The 16,562-nt window shown below is 67.2% G+C and carries 18 protein-coding genes; 7 read left to right on the plus strand and 11 right to left on the minus strand.

Going from position 1 to position 16,562, the window contains the following annotated elements:
- The first annotated feature begins 39 nt into the window (after window positions 1-39).
- The gene (locus UB43_RS04965) at window positions 40-636 is read left to right on the plus strand and encodes a histidine phosphatase family protein (protein WP_256204896.1); all 597 of its coding nucleotides are present in this window, start codon (window positions 40-42) and stop codon (window positions 634-636) included.
- Here UB43_RS04965 and UB43_RS04970 read toward each other — a convergent pair.
- The 3 genes from UB43_RS04970 to UB43_RS04980 form a co-directional block, all read right to left on the minus strand.
- The gene (locus tag UB43_RS04970; RefSeq protein WP_045209183.1) at window positions 623-1,210 is read right to left on the minus strand and encodes a periplasmic-like protein; all 588 of its coding nucleotides are present in this window, start codon (window positions 1,208-1,210) and stop codon (window positions 623-625) included. The two genes, UB43_RS04965 and UB43_RS04970, sit on opposite strands and share 14 nt — an antisense overlap.
- A 73-nt stretch (window positions 1,211-1,283) precedes the next feature.
- Window positions 1,284-1,658, minus strand: coding sequence for an NUDIX hydrolase (locus UB43_RS04975; RefSeq protein WP_082085778.1), 375 nt, complete (start codon window positions 1,656-1,658; stop codon window positions 1,284-1,286).
- 239 nt (window positions 1,659-1,897) lie between these two features.
- Window positions 1,898-2,803 carry a LysR family transcriptional regulator gene (locus UB43_RS04980; protein WP_045209185.1) on the minus strand — a complete coding sequence of 302 codons (906 nt, stop codon included), beginning with the start codon at window positions 2,801-2,803 and terminating at the stop codon, window positions 1,898-1,900.
- Window positions 2,804-2,904: 101 nt separating this feature from the next.
- On the opposite strand from UB43_RS04980, the gene UB43_RS04985 reads away from it, so the two are divergent.
- The 3 genes from UB43_RS04985 (at window position 2,905) to ycaC (ending at window position 5,233) form a co-directional block, all read left to right on the plus strand.
- Window positions 2,905-3,771, plus strand: coding sequence for a pirin family protein (locus tag UB43_RS04985; RefSeq protein WP_045209187.1), 867 nt, complete (start codon window positions 2,905-2,907; stop codon window positions 3,769-3,771).
- 97 nt (window positions 3,772-3,868) lie between these two features.
- Window positions 3,869-4,555 (plus strand): hydrolase, encoded by a 687-nt coding sequence (locus tag UB43_RS04990; protein WP_045209189.1) that lies wholly within the window; start codon window positions 3,869-3,871, stop codon window positions 4,553-4,555.
- 51 nt (window positions 4,556-4,606) lie between these two features.
- Window positions 4,607-5,233: an isochorismate family cysteine hydrolase YcaC gene (ycaC, locus tag UB43_RS04995; protein WP_045209191.1), complete on the plus strand. Its 627-nt coding sequence runs from the start codon at window positions 4,607-4,609 to the stop codon at window positions 5,231-5,233.
- A 261-nt stretch (window positions 5,234-5,494) separates the two neighbouring features.
- On the opposite strand, the gene UB43_RS05000 is transcribed toward ycaC, so the two are convergent.
- Window positions 5,495-6,781, minus strand: coding sequence for an OprD family porin (locus UB43_RS05000; RefSeq protein WP_045209195.1), 1,287 nt, complete (start codon window positions 6,779-6,781; stop codon window positions 5,495-5,497).
- A 201-nt stretch (window positions 6,782-6,982) separates the two neighbouring features.
- On the opposite strand from UB43_RS05000, the gene UB43_RS29040 reads away from it, so the two are divergent.
- Complete coding sequence (locus tag UB43_RS29040) at window positions 6,983-7,222, plus strand: DUF6021 family protein (protein ID WP_082085779.1); 240 nt, start codon at window positions 6,983-6,985, stop codon at window positions 7,220-7,222.
- A 65-nt stretch (window positions 7,223-7,287) separates the two neighbouring features.
- Here UB43_RS29040 and phnX read toward each other — a convergent pair whose 3' ends face one another.
- The 7 genes from phnX to phnD all read right to left on the minus strand — a co-directional run bounded on the left by phnX (window position 7,288) and on the right by phnD (window position 14,311).
- Window positions 7,288-8,115 (minus strand): phosphonoacetaldehyde hydrolase, encoded by an 828-nt coding sequence (gene phnX / locus UB43_RS05005; protein ID WP_045209197.1) that lies wholly within the window; start codon window positions 8,113-8,115, stop codon window positions 7,288-7,290.
- A 102-nt stretch (window positions 8,116-8,217) separates the two neighbouring features.
- Window positions 8,218-9,078: a LysR substrate-binding domain-containing protein gene (locus UB43_RS05010; protein WP_045209198.1), complete on the minus strand. Its 861-nt coding sequence runs from the start codon at window positions 9,076-9,078 to the stop codon at window positions 8,218-8,220.
- A 41-nt stretch (window positions 9,079-9,119) separates the two neighbouring features.
- Window positions 9,120-10,415 (minus strand): MFS transporter, encoded by a 1,296-nt coding sequence (locus UB43_RS05015; RefSeq protein WP_045209199.1) that lies wholly within the window; start codon window positions 10,413-10,415, stop codon window positions 9,120-9,122.
- Between the two features lie 127 nt (window positions 10,416-10,542).
- Window positions 10,543-11,631, minus strand: coding sequence for an iron-containing alcohol dehydrogenase PsrA (gene psrA / locus UB43_RS05020; RefSeq protein WP_045209447.1), 1,089 nt, complete (start codon window positions 11,629-11,631; stop codon window positions 10,543-10,545).
- Window positions 11,632-11,826: 195 nt separating this feature from the next.
- The gene (gene phnE / locus UB43_RS05025) at window positions 11,827-12,645 is read right to left on the minus strand and encodes a phosphonate ABC transporter, permease protein PhnE (RefSeq protein ID WP_045209200.1); all 819 of its coding nucleotides are present in this window, start codon (window positions 12,643-12,645) and stop codon (window positions 11,827-11,829) included.
- Window positions 12,642-13,442: a phosphonate ABC transporter ATP-binding protein gene (gene phnC / locus UB43_RS05030; protein ID WP_045209201.1), complete on the minus strand. Its 801-nt coding sequence runs from the start codon at window positions 13,440-13,442 to the stop codon at window positions 12,642-12,644. The genes phnE and phnC overlap by 4 nt, the downstream gene beginning before the upstream one ends.
- Window positions 13,439-14,311 (minus strand): phosphonate ABC transporter substrate-binding protein, encoded by an 873-nt coding sequence (phnD, locus tag UB43_RS05035; RefSeq protein ID WP_045209202.1) that lies wholly within the window; start codon window positions 14,309-14,311, stop codon window positions 13,439-13,441. The genes phnC and phnD overlap by 4 nt, the downstream gene beginning before the upstream one ends.
- A gap of 111 nt (window positions 14,312-14,422) precedes the next feature.
- On the opposite strand from phnD, the gene UB43_RS05040 reads away from it, so the two are divergent.
- Together UB43_RS05040 and UB43_RS05045 are read left to right on the plus strand one after the other, a co-directional pair.
- Window positions 14,423-15,280 (plus strand): LysR substrate-binding domain-containing protein, encoded by an 858-nt coding sequence (locus UB43_RS05040; protein ID WP_045209203.1) that lies wholly within the window; start codon window positions 14,423-14,425, stop codon window positions 15,278-15,280.
- 86 nt (window positions 15,281-15,366) lie between these two features.
- Window positions 15,367-16,497 (plus strand): MFS transporter, encoded by a 1,131-nt coding sequence (locus tag UB43_RS05045; RefSeq protein ID WP_045209204.1) that lies wholly within the window; start codon window positions 15,367-15,369, stop codon window positions 16,495-16,497.
- Window positions 16,498-16,562 lie beyond the last annotated feature (65 nt).

Consider the following 16,562-nt stretch of genomic DNA (forward strand, 5'->3'; position numbering starts at 1 on the left):
CCGAAGTTCTTCAGATCACTGTCCCGCGGTTGGTTATCCTTGCTGGCAATCCTCCCGGTGATCGTCCTGCTCAGTGGCTTCCTGCCGCTGGATTTCTCGAGGCCGACCCCCTTGGTAGGCGATGCCCAGCGCCAGGCTGAATTGCGCGAGCACTGGCAGAGCGGTGACCTGATCGTGCTGGTGCGCCATGCCGAGCGCTGTGACCGCTCCAGCGCGCCCTGCATGGCCGACGCCAGCGGCATCACCGTGCGAGGCGGGCAGAGTGCCCACGAGATCGGGCAGGATTTCGCCGCGCTCGGCCTGGCCAATGCCGACATTCTCAGCAGCGACCAGTTGCGCGCCATCCAGACGGCCTCCTCGATGTTCGGCGCAACGCCGCAGGAGCAGCCCTGGTTGTACAAGTGCGAAGGATCGATGCTGGACCAGGCGCTGCAGCACAAGGTCGCGCATCGCAACCTGATCCTGGTGACCCACAGTGAATGTATCGAGGACCTGGAGCACTCGGTCAGCGTCGACGACCCGGCGACCCCGGACTATGCCTCGACGCTCTTCGTGCTCAGCGAACAGGACCAGACGCCGCGCCTGCTGGGTTACCTCGACGCGGACCAGTGGCCGTTGAACGTCAGCGGGCGCTGATCTGGCTGGGCGTTGCGCCCAGGCGATAGCGCTGCAGCTCCTCCGACGTCAGCACGCGCATGCGCTGCGGGTCGATGCTCTGCATGGTGTCGGCCAGTTCCAGCGGGATGTCCATGTCGCGGAAATAGGTGCGGGCGTTGTAGCTGCCCGCCGCCTGGGACGAATCGCCAGCGGGGTAGTACGGGCGATGCAGGCCTACATAGCCGCGCACCGTACGGTGCTTGCCGGCGGCCAGCAGGTAGACGCAGGAGCCCTGGCAGACGCTGTTGGTCGGCACCAGGGTCTCGAAGCCGGACTCGCGCAGCAGGCGACCCATCTTGATCGATTCAGCGGCGCTACCGCCGATGCTGTCCAGCAGGGCCACCTTGCGGGCGAACTTGCCCGGGTTGGCCAGCAGCCCCCTGAACAGGCGCTCGTAGTCGCCCGGAGCGATCTCCTCGCTGATCCGTACCGCCAGCACTTCGCCGACCTTGGAATGCTGCACAGGCTTCACCTCGACCTGGGCGAGGGCCAGGCCGGAATTCATTGCAGTGGCGAATAGCGCAGTGGTGCAGAGCAGGGCAGCGCGAAGCATGGGCAAGCGAATCCTGAATGGGTCTTGTAGGAAGGCGCTGAAGATACCCTGATACGCGCCGTCCGTCAGCCCATCAGCCGGCCTTCAGGCAGGTGCGCAGCAGGCGCCGCGCGGACTTGTTGACTCGGCGGCGCTCCAGCTCTTCGGGAGCGAACCAGCGGCAGTCGGCAATCTCGTTCAGCGGAGTGGGCTGCTGCGCCGGATCGACCGGCGTCTCGAACACGTAGTGCAGCGTCTGGTACAGCTCCAGCGGCGCGACGTAGTTCATCTGTTCGATGGCCAGCCCGGTCTCCTCGATCAGCTCGCGGGTGGCGGCCTGGCCGGGGCGTTCGTCGGCCTCGATGCGGCCGCCGGGAAGGTTCCATTTCGACTTGGATTTGCGTACGAAGAGAATCTTGTCGTCGAGGCGGCAGATGACCGTGGCACGCTCTTTCAGGTTCTTAGCCATACCGGCTGCTCCTCGACAATCTTCCAGCAGTATTCAAGGTAGACATTACTCAGATATTTCCAACCAGATGAACTGGTTACGGCGTTTATGTCGACAAATGGTAAGGATTGGTCGCCGAAAAGGTATGTCAGGCATTTCTGAAGAAAGATTCGTCCTATTCCCGACTCATATATCCTCCAGGGTCGACCCGTATTCTGGGTCGAAGTGCGAACTTTCTGTCCGGCCTGAAGGGCGTCTGCTTAGGACATGTCGCTCATCTCGAACTCCTGGCCCAGAAAGTCCAGCAAGGTTCGTACCGACGGCAGCAGCCCGCGCCGCGAAGGGAACACCGCATGGACCACGCCGGTGCGCGGTGCCCAGTCCGGCAGCAGGTTCACCAGCTTGCCGTCATTCAGGTCCTCGCAGACCACCACGGCCGGCATGTGCACCGCACCGGCACCCGCCAGCGCGGCCTGGCGCAGGGCGACCAGATCGTCGGTGACCATCCGCGGCCGGTAGCGCACCTGCGCGCTGGCGCCCTTGGGGCCGTCCAGCTGCCAGGTGTATTCGCGCTGCACCACGCCCCAGTGCAGCGTCGGCAGGGCGGCCACATCGGCGGGTTTCGGCTTGGCCGGCAGGCGCTCGCGCAATGCCGGCGCGCCCACCACACGCTGGCGGCTTTCGCCCAGCACCTTCATCACCAGATCACTGCTTTCCAGCGGCGGGAAGCGCACCCGCAGAGCGATGTCGATGCCTTCCTGGATCAGGTCCACCTGGCGGTTGGTGCTCTGCACATGCAGCTCCACCAGCGGGTACTGCACCATGAAGCGCGCCAGCATCGGGCCGACCCAGAAGTTCAGCAGCGCCGTGGGGCAGCTCAGGTTCACCACCCCACGTGGTTCGGAGCGGTGCTGCTCGACGGCCTCGGTGGCCGCCGCCGCTTCCACCAGCATCGCCACGCAGTGCCGGTAGAACACCTGGCCGATCTCGGTCACCGAGAAGTGCCGCGTCGAACGCTGGATCAGCCGCACGCCCAGGCGTTCCTCCAGCGCAGCGATACGTCGGCTCAGCTTTGACTTGGGCTCGTCCAGGGCGCGCCCGGCCGGGGTGAATCCGCCGTGCTCGACCACCTGGGCGAAGTAGTAGAGGTCGTTGAGGTCGTCCATTGCAGTGTTCCTCTCATGGAACACTGATAGTAATTTTTGCCGACTACCGGGGCAATTGTTCCGATCGTATCGTGGCCTCCATGCACGACAGGAGGCACCCCATGAAACAGATTCTTGGCATCTACAGCGCCGCCCGGCCGCACTGGGTCGGTGACGGTTTCCCGGTTCGTACGCTGTTTTCCTACGACAGCCTGGGCGAGCACCTCAGTCCCTTCCTGCTGCTTGACCATGCCGGGCCCCACGCTTTCGGCCCCAGCACGGTGCGCCGTGGCGTCGGCCAGCATCCGCACCGGGGCTTCGAGACCGTGACGCTGGTCTACGAAGGTGAACTGGAGCACCGCGACTCCAGCGGCGGTGGTGGCCGCATCGGCCCTGGCGACGTGCAGTGGATGACGGCCGGCGACGGCATCCTCCACGAGGAATACCACTCGCCGGACTTCGCCCGCAGCGGCGGCAACCTGCACATGGCCCAGCTCTGGGTGAACCTGCCGGCCCGCCACAAGCGCACCGCGCCGGCCTACCAGACACTGCTGGCCGCCGACATCCCGCGCATCGACCTGGCCGACGGAGCCGGCAGCCTGCGGGTGATTGCCGGTGACTACGCCGGTCACCACGGCCCGGCCCACACCTTCAGCCCGCTGGATGTCTGGGATTTGCACCTGCAGCCGGGCCGTCCGCTGGAGCTGGCGGTCAAGGCCGGACGCAACACCGCCCTGGTGGTGCTGCGCGGCAACGTCCGGCTGGGCGGCGGCGAAGCGCTGCACGAAGGCCAACTGGCGCTGTTCGACCGGCGTGGCGACAGCCTGTTGCTCGAAGCCGAGAGTGACGCGCTGGTGCTGCTGCTCAGCGGTGAGCCGCTGAACGAGCCCATCGTCGGCTACGGCCCCTTCGTGATGAACAGCGAAAGCGAAATCCAGCAGGCCATTGTCGACGTCCAGCGCGGACGTTTCGGACAGATGACCCGTTGATGTCACACCCCCGACTCAGGCGTCGCCTAGTCTGGATGAACGCCCGCGCAGGAGGCGCGGGCTTTATGGGCCGGATGCCCTTCGTGGAGAACCCGAAATGAGCCACTTCGACCAGATTGCCAACTTCAACGGCCAGCGCCCGGTGATCGATCCCGACGACACCGCCATGCTGCTCATCGATCACCAGAGCGGTCTGTTCCAGACGGTCAAGGACATGCCCATGACCGAGCTGCGCAACAACGCCATCACCCTGGCCAGGATCGCCACGCTGGCGAAGATCCCGGTAATCACCACCGCCTCGGTGCCGCAGGGGCCTAACGGGCCGCTGATTCCCGAGATCCACGAAGCCGCGCCCCATGCCCAATACGTGGCGCGCAAGGGCGAGATCAATGCCTGGGACAACCCCGAGTTCGTCGCTGCCGTCGAGGCCACCGGCAAGAAGACCCTGGTCATCGCCGGCACCATCACCAGCGTGTGCATGGCCTTCCCGGCGATTGCCGCAGTGAATGCCGGCTACAAGGTGTTCGCCGTGATCGACGCCTCCGGCACCTATTCCAAGGCTGCGCAGGAAATCACCCTGGCCCGTGTCGTCCAGGCCGGCGTGGTGCCCATGGATACCGCCGCCGTCGCCTCGGAAATCCAGCGTACCTGGAACCGCCCCGACGCCGCGCAGTGGGCCGAGGCCTACAGCCTGATCTTCCCGCACTACCGCCTGCTGATCGAAAGCTACACCAAGGCCCAGCAGGTGGTGACCGAACACGAAGTGCTGGACTCCCAGCGCTGATCCAACCCCTGTCCGGCCCCGGCCGGGCTTTCACTGCAACGAGGAAACGCCATGAGCAAGCCCTACGTCCGTCTCGACAAGACCCAGGCCGCCGTATTGCTGGTCGATCACCAGGCCGGTCTGCTCTCGCTGGTGCGCGACATCGAACCGGACAAGTTCAAGAACAACGTCCTGGCCCTGGCCGACCTGGCCAAGTATTTCAAGCTGCCGACCATCCTCACCACCAGCTTCGAGAACGGCCCCAACGGCCCGCTGGTTCCCGAGCTGAAGGACCTGTTCCCCGATGCGCCCTACATCGCCCGTCCCGGCAACATCAACGCCTGGGACAACGAGGACTTCGTCAAGGCGGTGAAGGCCACTGGCAAGAAACAGCTGATCATCGCCGGCGTGGTGACCGAGGTCTGCGTGGCCTTCCCGGCCTTGTCGGCCCTGGAGGAGGGCTTCGACGTGTTCGTCGTTGCCGACGCCTCCGGCACCTTCAACGAAGTCACCCGTGATGCCGCCTGGCGCCGCATGGAAGCCGCCGGCGCGCAGATGATGACCTGGTTCGGCGTAGCCTGTGAGCTGCACCGCGACTGGCGCAACGACATCGAAGGACTGGCTGCGCTGTTCTCCAACCACATCCCCGACTACCGCAACCTGATCACCAGCTACAGCACGCTCACCGCCAAGAAGTGAGACAGCGCCCGCCGGGCCGGCAATCTGAAGCGGCCCGGCGGGTCATGGTCGACGGTGGTGCAGGTGGGGCTGGCCGGTTTGCAGGCAAGCCTGCTCCTGCGAACCATGCGCTGTGCCACGGCATCTCCTGGTGGGATCGAATTCCACCGCGATGAATTTTGCGGACAAACCCCGCTGCTACGGCAGTTGAAGCCCTGGCGCGGTTTCACAGGGATATACCCTGTGCAGGATCGTCGGCATGGGCTGCCGAATGATCGGGTTTCAGAGCACCGAGAAGTTGTAGCTGGCGATCAGCCGGACCTCATCCACGTCCCGCGCCGACTGTTCGTAGTTGGTGCGGTAGGTGGCGTTGCGCAGGCGCAGGCTGAGGTCCTTGAAGGTGCCGGTCTGGATGACGTACTTGAATTCCACGTCGCGCTCCCATTCCTTGCCCTCGTCGCCATTGGCCAGGGCGATGTGGTCGCCGTTGACGTAGCGGGTCATGAAGCTCAGGCCCGGCACGCCGACGCTGCGCAGGTCGAAGTCGTAGCGCAGTTGCCAGGAGCGTTCCCGGGCATTGGCGAAGTCGTTCACCTGCACGTAGTTGGCGAGGTAGGGGTTGCTGCCGTCGAGGTAGGGCATGGAACTGTCGCCGCTCATGCGCTGCCAGCCGGCGCTGAGGATGTGGCCGCCCTGGGCGTAGGACAGCAGCAGGCTCAGCGCGCGGTTGTCGATTTCGCCGGCGCGGGCCGAGCCGTTGTCGTCACTGTCGAACCAGCGCAGGTCGGCGCTGACCTTGCCGGCGCCCACCGATTGCTTGCCGACGATGCCGAGGTAGCGCTGGCGGTAGACGTTCTCCAGCCCGCCCTGGGCGTACTGCAGCAGGAACTGGTCGTTGACCTGGTAATCGGCCTGGTAGGAGTCGAAGCGGTTGCCGGTGGTGTCGCAGGCGTAGCGCTTGTTCTTGCAGTTCAGGCGTACGTCCTGGGCATCGGTGGAGTCGCGCGCGGTGTAGCGTTCCAGGCGTGTGGCGGTGAGCTTGAGGTGGGCGATTTCCTCGCTGGTCAGCTGCGCGCCATGGAACATGTTGGGCAGCAGGCGGCCGTCGTTGTACTTGAGCAGCGGCATGTCCGGCAGCATGGCGCCGTACTTGAACTGGGTGCGGGAGACGCGCAGCTTGCCGGTGACGCCGGCCTTGGCGTACTGGTCTTCCGAGTGGCGCGGGTCGTGGCCGCTGGAGGGCAGCAGGCCGCTGTTGCTGTCGGCGGGGCTGGAGTCGAGCTTGACGCCGAGCATGGCCAGGGCGTCGACGCCGAAGCCGACGGTGCCCTCGGTGTAGCCCGACTGCAGATTGAGGATGAAGCCCTGCGCGGTTTCCTCGCGCTTGGAGGCGCCCTGCGGGTTCGACGAGCTGCCATCACGGAAGTCGCGGTTGAAGTAGAACGTGCGCGATTCCAGGCGCGCGCTGCTGTCCTCCAGGAAGTCGGCGCTGGCCGGGGCGGCGATGCCACCGAGCAGGGCGAGGGCGCTCAGGCGGGCGAGCGGACTGGAGGAGAGGGGCGAGGGCATGCGGTGACTCCGGGGACGCTGAAAAAAGCGCGCGAAGGTGTCACAGATGGGCCGCCGGGTCTTTGCGATCATGGTCTAGATCGCGGGTCTGCGCGGGGATCGTTGCGCCGCTCCGGCTGTCGGCTGGCGGGCGCAGGAACGAGACTTCCGGCCCGCTGCGCGTAGACTGCCAAGTCTCAGCCAGATTCGCAGGAGGTGATCATGAACCGCCATGTCCCCCTCAGTGAGCAGCCTGTCGCCGCGTCCGGCGATACCCCGGTCCGGCCGTCAGGCGATTCGCGGCATGTCGACCCGGACCTGGGTTTCGATCCCGACTCGCCGGACCTGGCCGACCCGCAGGTCGACCCGCCGCATCCTCCACACGCTCCCGAGGATGGCCCGGACCCACGCAGCCAGCGGCGCGTGCCGGACGATCGCTATCCCCCATATTCCCAGCCGTAGGGCAAAGCACAGGAGCCCTCGAAACGGGCTCCCGTGGCGGCGGATGGCGTTCTCTCCGGCAAGGGTCAGCAGGCTTGCGGCATTTCTCCCCGCGCCAGCCGCGCATTGATGTCGGCGATCACCGCCGGCAGTTCGGCGATGGTGTCGATCAGGTAATGCGGCCGCGAGCCCTCGAACATCTGGCCGATGCGGCGGCGTTCCTGTTCCAGCTTCTGGGCCGGTAGCGCCTTGTACTGCTCATAGGTCAGGCCCAGGGCGTTGCCCGAACAGGTCAGCGCCACGGTCCACATGCCGGCGCTGCGGCCTTCGAGGATGCCCGGCCAGGTGTCGTCGACCTTCACGCAGGCCGCCACGTCATTGATGCCCAGGGCAATCACGTTGGCCAGCGCCTGGGCCGGGTGCGGGCGGCCGTTGGGCACTTCGTCGGTGGCGACCACGTGGTCGGCGACGTAGCCGTTGGTCTTGGCCAGCGCTACGACCTTCTCCATCACCACCGCCGGGTAGCCGGAGCAGGAGCCGATCTTCAGCCCGCCCTTGCGCAGGGTGGCGATGGCTTCCAGCGCGCCGGGAATCAGCGCCGAGTGCTCGGCGATCTTCTCGATCTGCAGCGGCATGAAACGCTCGTAGATGGCGGTGACGTCATCGTCGGTGGGCAGGTGACCGAAGGCGGCGCGGTAGCGCTCGCCGATGGCGGGGATGTCGCACAGGGTGCGGATGTGGTCCCACTTGCCCATGCCCATCGGGCCGCGGGCTTCTTCCAGGCTGACCTGCACGCCGAACTCGGCGAAGGCCTCGACGAAGATCTGGGTCGGCGCGAAGGAGCCGAAATCGACCACGGTGCCGGCCCAGTCGAGGATGGCGGCTTGCAGTTGCTGGGGTTGCTGGTAGTGCATGGCGGTGCTCCTGTGAGGGGATTCTTGGTGAAAGGCAGGTTGAGCGCGGCCCGCCCGGCGTCATGGCAGGCTCGCGGTGTCACGGGGTGTTCGGGTTGAGGGTCAGGCCGTGGAGTCGAACAGCTCGGCGATGATCGGCCGCTTGCGGCGGATGCCCAGGCAGCACAGGTAGTAGTCGATGTGGAACGGGTCCTCGGCGAAGGCGATGGAGCGCGTGCCGGGCCGGTCGGCGTACTCCACCGCCGAGACGAAGCCCACGCCGATGCCGTGTACCACCGCATGGACGATGGCCTCGCGGCTGTTCAGCTGCATCGCGCAGTCCAGCTCCACGCCGTGTCGGCGGCAGCCTTCCTCGACCAGCTGGCGGGTGCGCGAGGCCGGCTCGCGCAACACCACGCGCTGGCTGGCGATCTCCTGCACGCTGACCGATTCCTGCTGTGCCCAGGGGTGGTCGTCGCGCACCACCGCGAGGATCGGGCAGGTGCGGTAGAGCTGCGTGCTCAGGCGCTGGTCGAACTCCGAGAGAGCGAGGATCGCCACGTCGATATCGAAGTTGTACAGCCGCTCCAGGGTGCCGGCCTCGCTGGTGAAGGAGGTCTCCAGCTCGATGTGCGGGTAACGCTGCATCAGCGCGTAGGTCAGGCTCATGGCGATCGGCGGCGACACCGCGCCGAGGCGCAACATGCCCTGCTTGCGCTGCTGGAAGCTCTGCAGCAGTTGCAAGGCTTCGTCCTCCTGGCCGAACAGGCCCTGGGTGATCGCGTAGAGCTGCTCGCCGGCCGGGCTCAGCTCGATGAAGCGCCCACGGCGGTGGAACAGCTCCACGCTGAAGCGCTTCTCCAGGCCGCTGACCTGCTCGCTGATGGTCGGCTGGCCGACGCTGAGCAGCGCCGCGGCCTGGGTGAAGCTGCCGGTGCGGGCCACGGCGTGAAAGGAGCGCAACCACTTGTGGTACTGGTACATGAGGTCTCTCTGTGAGGAAGGCTTGGCGCATGGCCGTGCCCTCAGCGCCGGACGAACAGGGCGACCACCGCGCTGCATACGCAGGCCGTGGTGACCACGATGAAGATCAGTGAAGTATTGCCCGTCGTGTCCAGCATTCGACCGATCAGGGGTTCGGCCAGACCCGCGAAGAGGTAGGAAGAGAAGTTCATGATCCCGGTGGCGGTACCGGCGCGGCGCGCGCCGACCAGGTCCGGGCAGAGCGCCCAGAAGCTCGACGCCGGGCCGTAGACGAAGAAGCCGCAGAGGAACAGCGCGAGCAGGCCGATGCTGCTGTGCGCCGGCAGGCTCCACATCCACAGGCTGGTGAGGGCGCCGAGCACCATGTAGAGCATGATCGCCCGGTAGCGCTTGCTGCCGAACAGGCGGTCGGAGACCCAGCCATTGCTCAGTGCGCCGACGGCCATGCCGACCGGCAGGGCGATGGTGATCCACTTCGGGTCGATGAAGCTCTGGCCCTTCTGCCAGTCGGCGCCGAGGAAGTGCACCGGCACCCAGACGATCAGCCCGTAGCGCGCGGCGTTCTGGAAGCCCAGGGACAGCGCGGCGACCAGCAGGCGCGGGTTCTTCAGCACCGCCAGGTAGCGCTGGGTCGAGCTTTCCTCTTCACCGTGGGCCGCTTCGCTGGAGCGGTCCTCGGCATTCGCCACGCCGGTGTCGGCCAGCGGCTCGAAGCCCATGTCCTGCGGACGCTCCCGCGCCACCAGGTAGAACACGATGCCGCCGGCGAGCATCAGCAGCACCGGCAGGCGGAAGATCCAGCGCCACTCCAGGTGGAGCACGTCGATCACCACCACCGAGGTGACGTAGGACAGCACCGAGGCACAGCCGGCGGCGAACACGTAGAAGCCATAGACCTTGCCGCGCTCGGCGGCGCTCCACCAGTTCGACAGCAGGCGGCTGCCCGGCGCCCAGCCCAGCGCCTGGAAGTAGCCGTTAATGCCCCACGGCAGGATCAGGCTGCCGAAGCCGCCGGCGAAACTGGTGACCCAGTTGGCGCCGCAGGACAGCACCGCGCCCAGGCTCATGATGCGCCGGCCGCCGAACTTGTCGGCGAGGTTGCCGTTGATGGCCTGGCCGATGGCGTACATCCAGAGCATGGCGCTGGAGGCCCAGCCGAGGGTTTCCTTGCTCAGGCCGAACTCGGCCTGGATACCGGGGATGGCAAAGCCGAACGTCTGGCGGCCGGTATAGAAGAACAGGTAGCAGAACATCGCGGCCAGCAGCATGCGCCACTGCGCCACGCGGAAGGGCGACACGGATGACTCGAGGCCAGGCAGGGTTTGTGCACGGTTCATGGCGGTTTTCCTTCTTGTTCGCTCGCGCCGGCGCAAGGCTCGGCGTGTCGGCACTCTTCTTCGGTGCAATAGGTTTTTGGTGCAACAGGAAAAGGCGGCAGCCAGGGCCGCCCGGTGAAGGGCGGCCTCAGGCGGCTTGCGAGCCGATGAAGTTGCGGCCGCGGGCGCCCTGCATGGCGAAGTCGATCATCGCTTCGGCCTCGGCGGACGTCACACCGTAATCGCCGAACTCGGTCTTGACCCCGAGGCGATGGAGGAATTCACGCAGGCGCTGCTGGGCGCCCTGCAGGTCGCTGCCGAAGACGCGTTGCAGCACGCGGTCGCGGTCGGCGTCGCGGCCCCAGGCCAGGCCCAGCACCAGCGGCAGGGTGAACGAGCAGGCGATGCCATGGGGCAGGCCGTGGCGCAGGGTCATCTCGTAGGAGATGGAATGGGCCAGCGCGGTCTTGGTGTTGGAGAAGGCCATGCCGGCCTTCAGCGCGGCCAGCGCCATGCGCGAGCGCAGTTCGCGGTTGCCCAGGTCCTGCTGCAGGTGCGGCAGGCAGTCGAGGATGTCCTCGATGGCGGAGAGGGCGAAGGTGTCCGAGATCGGGTTGGCGTTGTGGTTCCAGATCGATTCCAGGGCGTGGGACAACGCGTCCAGCCCGGTGGACACGGTGACCCCGGCGGGCACGCTGAGCATCAGGTCCGGGTCGATCAGCGCCACCTGCGGCCAGGTGCAATCCAGGTGCAGGGAGTACTTCTTCTGTTGCTGCGCGTCCCAGAGGGTCGCCCAGGGCGTCACTTCGCTGCCGGTGCCGGCGGTGGTCGGCGCGGCGACCAGTGTCTTGTGCCGCGCCGGGACGAAGGGCTTGCCGGCGGCCAGCAGGTCGAGCAGTTCGTCGAAGCGCCCGGACCCGGTGCCGACGACCAGCGCCTTGGCGGTGTCGATGGCGCTGCCGCCGCCGAGGGCGAATACCGTGGTGCAGTCGCCCGCTTCACGCCAGAAGCGCTCGTGCACGTTGCGCAGCCAGGCCACGTCGGGGTTGGGTTGCACGTCGTCGATGACGTAGGCGAGGCGTTCCCCCAGCAGGTGGCGGACGCGTTCGATCAGCCCCAGTTGCGCGGCTTCGGGGAAGGTCACCAGGGCGACCTTGCCGTCGCTCAGCTCGGCGATGCGGTCCAGGCTGCCGCCGCCGAAAACGGTGGCGACCGGATTGTGGAATCGGGCAGGCATGGGCAGTTCCTTGTTGTTGTTTGAACGTGCGGCCATGCTCGGGGCCTCGTCGGTTTCGTTCCAATCGATTGATTGCAGGTGGGCATCGGCCTGACCGATAACGGTGGGTGCGGGCATCTGGCAAAACTCCAGGCATGAGCCTGCCCGGCGCGCGCCCGGAAGGCGCACGCGGCAGGGTTGAAAGGGGCGGGTGGATCAGTGTCGGCCGTTGCCCTGGATGGCGTGGCGCAGGCGGTTGGAGAGCAGGTCGGCGAGCACCACCATGACGGTGATGACGAGGATGCAGGTGGCGGTCTCCGGGTACTTGAACAGCTTCAGGCTGCTGACCAGTTCGAAGCCCAGGCCGCCGGCGCCGACCATGCCGAGCACGGTGGCCGAGCGCAGGTTGACCTCGAAGCGGTAGAGCACCACGGCGATCCACGCGGTGATCACCTGCGGCAGCACGCCGAAGGCGATCACCTGCAACGGCCGCGCGCCGGTGGCCTGCAAGGCTTCGATGGGGCCCTGGTCGATTTCCTCGATGCTCTCGGCGAAGAACTTGCCGAGCATGCCCACGCCGTGCAGCGCCAGGGCCAGCACGCCGGGGAAGGGGCCGAGGCCGACCGCCGAGACGAACACCAGGGCGAGGATCAGCTCGTTGATGCTGCGGATGACGTTGAGCAATTGCCGCGTACCGAGGTACAGCCAGCGGTTGCCGTGCAGGTTGCGCGCGGCGAGGAACCCCAGCGGCACCGCCAGGACGATGCCCAGCAGCGTGCCCCAGAGGGCGATCTGCAGGGTTTCCAGCGCCGGGTGCCAGAGGCTGGGGAGGATGCTCAGGTCCGGCGGCAGCGAGCGGCTGAGGAAGTCGCCGATCTGCGGCAGGCCGCTGGCCAGTTCGCTCCAGCTCAGCTGCGCGCCCTCGGCGCTCCAGTGCAGCAGGTAGATCACCGCCAGCACGGCAGCGCCGGTGGTCAGCCAACCACGCTTGCTCTGAGGCGTCTCGACCATCCACTGATGGCTTCGCAGGTTCATGCGCCGGCTCCTGTGCTGCTGGTGTACACCGCGCGAGCCGCCGCCTGGTAGGCGGTCGCCTCGCTGCTCGGGCGTTGCTGGTAGATCCGCTGTAGCGCCGAATCATCCAGTTCCCCGGCACGGCCGTCGAAGACCACGCGGCCGTTGGCCAGGCCGACGATGCGGTCGCCGAACTCGCGCGCCAGGTCCACCTGGTGCAGGTTGCACACCACGGTGATGCCCAGTTTGCGGGTGGCTTCGCGCAGGTAGTGCATGACCAGCTGCGCGGTCTTCGGGTCGAGGCTCGCCACCGGTTCGTCGGCGAGGATCACCTGCGGCCGCTGGGCCAGCGCGCGGGCAATGCCGACGCGCTGCATCTGCCCGCCGGACAGCGAATCGGTGCGCGCCTCGGCCTTGTGTTCCAGCTCCACCCGGCGCAGGCATTCGCGGGCCAGGGCGATGTCCTCGCGGCTGAACAGTTGCAGCACCGAGGCGAGGGTGCCGACGCAGCCCAGGCGGCCGGTGAGCACGTTCTTCAGCACCGACAGGCGCGGCACCACGTTGTGGTGCTGGAAGATCATTGCCACCCGGCGGCGCAGTTCACGCTGGTCGCGGGGCAGCAGCGCATCGACCCCGGCGACCTGCAGCGTGCCGCTGTCGGCCTGCGCCAGGCGGTTCATGCAGCGCAGCAGGGTGGACTTGCCGGCGCCGGACTGACCGAGGATCACCACGAACTCGCCGGCCTCGATGCGCAGGTCGATCCCGCGCAGCACCGGGTTGTCGCCGTAGCCCTTGGTCAGTTGGGCAACGCGGATCATTTCAGGCTCCGCAGGTCGAGGTCGAGCACCTTGGCGGTGTCGCGCACGACGTTGTAGGCGGCGTCGTTGGTGGGCTGGAAGCCATTGAGCATGCCCTGGTCGCCCCACGGTACGTCCTTGATCGAGGCGAACGCGGCGACCAGTTTCTTCTGCAGTTCCGGGTCGAGGTTCTTGCGCCAGACCATGGGCGACTCGGGGATGTCGTCGGATTTCCAGACGACCTGGAAGTCATCCTGCTGCACCTGGCCGGCGCTGATTGCCCCGGCGAGGATGCGGTCGGCCACGGCGGCGGCATCCACCTTGCGGTTCTCCACGGCGAGGATGCTGGCGTCGTGGGAGCCGGAGAAGATCACCCGCGAGAACAGCGCCTTCGGGTCATGCCCGGATTGCTCCAGGCCGGCCTTGGGGAACAGGTGGCCGGAGGCCGAGCTGGGGTCGACGAAGGCGAAGGTGTGGCCCTTGAGGTCGTCCAGGCTGCGGATGCCGCTGTCCTTACGGGCGATGATCAGGCTGTGGTAGGCGCTGCTGCCGGTCTTCTTGGTCACCGCCACGGCGAACGCGTCGGCGCCGGCCACCTGGTTCGCCAGCACGTAGGAGAACGGGCCGAGGTAGGCGACGTCCAGCTTGCCGGCGCGCAGGGCTTCGATCACGCCGTTGTAGTCGGTGGCCACGAAAGGCTTCACCGGCATGCCCAGGCGTTCCTGCAGCTGGTCGAGCACCAGCTGGCTGCTCTTGATCATGGCCTGGGAATCCTCGGAAGGGATCAGGCCGACGGTGAGGGCGTCCTGCGCCTGGGCAGTCGAGAGCAGGGCGGAGGCGAAGGCGAGCGGCAGCACGGCGAAGCGGAACAGTCTGGTCAGCGAAGTCATGGCGTTACCCGGAGGTTGTGTTCGGTAGCGCCCAAGCTAGGGCTGTCATGTGACAGTCACGCCATCAAATCAATATGGGTTTGCATGCAAATCCATTGATAGGAGCTATGGATGTCCACCGCCCGCCTGCGTACCTTCCTCGCCGTCGCCCGTCACGCCAGCTTCAGCGCCGGCGCACGGGCCATCGGCCTCAGCCAGCCGACGGCGACCACGCAGATCCAGGGCCTGGAGCGTGAGTTCAACGTCGAGCTGTTCCACCGCCGCGGCCGGCGCATCGAGCTGACCGCCGTGGGCCGCGCCTTGCTGCCCATCGCCCAGCAGATGTCGATGCTCGAATCCGAGGCGACCAACCTGCTGCGCGATTCCGGCCAGCTCAATCGCGGCCAGCTGAAGGTCGGCGCGGTGGGGCCGTTCCATGTGATCGAGATGGTCGACCGCTATCGCCGCGACTATCCGCAGATCGACGTGTCGATCCGTATCGGCAACTCGGCGTCGGTGCTCGCCGACCTGGAGAACTACGTGACCGATGTCGGCGTGCTGGCCGGGCTGCATGACGACCCGGCCTTCGTCGCCGAGCTGTATGCGCGGCACCCGGTGATCCTCTTCGCCCACGCCGAGCATCCCTTTGCCCGCCACGACGCGGTGCCGCTGCAGGCGCTCCAGGGCCAGCCGCTGCTGCGCCGGGAGCAGGGCTCGACCACCCGCGTGGCCCTGGAACGGGTGCTGGAAGCGGCGGATGTCACCCCGCGCATCGCCATGGAGATCGGCAGCCGCGAGGCGCTGCGCGAGGCGGTGATCCGTGGCATCGGCATTGGCGTGGTGTCCGAGGCGGAGTACATCGCCGATCCGCGCCTGAAAGCCATCCGCATCAGTGGCGACCCGGTGTTCACCGAGACCTACCTGTACTACCTGGCCGAGCGCCGCAGCAGCCAGGTGATCGCCTCCTTCCTGCGCACACTCGCGCGATAGCACAGCCGCCGGGGCGGGCGTAAGGCTTGTCTTGCGGGCCGGGGGCCGGGTTATCCTGCGGCCCCCGTCGCCGTCACGAGACTGTCATGTCGTCCGCTGCCGAGCAGGCGCTGCTGCGCCGCGCCGATCGAGATTCGCGCAACTCCGCCCAGGTGCTCGGCCTGTGCCTGCCGGCCGACGTGCTGCTCTACCTGCTGCTGCCGATGTACGCGGCGGATTTCGGCGTGACCCTGGTGGAAGCGGGCATCCTGCTGGCGGCCAATCGCCTGGTGCGCATCGTCGGCTACGGCTGGGTGGTGCGCTTCTACGCTCGTCATGGCGACCGCGCCGCCTGCAGTCTGGCTGCGTTCGCCACGGCGTTCTGCGCGCTGGCCTCGGCGACGCTCTCCGGGTTTGCCGTACTGCTGGTGTTTCGCCTGGTCTGGGGCCTGTGTTTCGCCACCTTCAACCTCAGCACCCAGACCCTCGCCACCGCTGAAGCGCAAGGCGCCGCGCGGCGCGCCGGACGCTCGCGGGCGACCTTGTCCATCGGGCCGATGCTGGCCCTGCCGCTGGGGGCGGTGATGGCCCAGGCCTTCGGGCCGCGCAGCGTCTTCTTCGTGCTCTGCGTGGCCGCCCTGTGCGGCCTCTGGCGTGCCCGCGCGCTGCCGGCCACCGGGCACGAGATTCCCGTCAGCAGCGGTCGCCGCCTGCGCCTGCCGGACAGCATCGCCACCTGGTCCTTCATCGAAGGCGTGACCCTGGACGGCCTGTTCATCTTCGGCCTGTCGCTCTACGCGCAGACCCACCTGGGCGGCACCGGCGTGCTGGTGGCGGGCATCCTGATGGCCGTGCGTTATCTCAGCGAGATGCTCTTCAGCCCGTTCGGCGGGCGGCTGGCGGACCGCTTCGGCGCGCTGCGCATGCTGGTGATCCTGTCGCTGGCCACCTCGCTGGCGCTGCTGATGTTCGGCAGCTACTGGCTGTTCGTCGGCGCCTTCTTCGTGCTGGTGTTGCGCGCGCTGCAACTGCCGCTGGTGGTGACGCTGGTGGCGCAGCGCAACCCGCAGGCGCGCATCCAGGCGCTGGCCGGCAATGCGGTCTGGCGCGATATCGGCGCCGGCCTCGGGCCGATCCTCGCCGGCGTGCTGCTGCCGCAGGTGCCGGCGATCTGGGCCTACGCGGGGGCGGCGCTGATACTGGCGCTCAGTGCGCTGGGGTGTGCCTGGCGGCGCTGAGCCGGCGAGATGCGCGGATTGTTCAAGCGCCGGTGACGCGGCAACGGGAACACTGGCGACTCCCA

It is taken from the genome of Pseudomonas sp. 21, assembly GCF_000955805.1.
In the GTDB taxonomy this organism is placed as follows: domain Bacteria; phylum Pseudomonadota; class Gammaproteobacteria; order Pseudomonadales; family Pseudomonadaceae; genus Pseudomonas.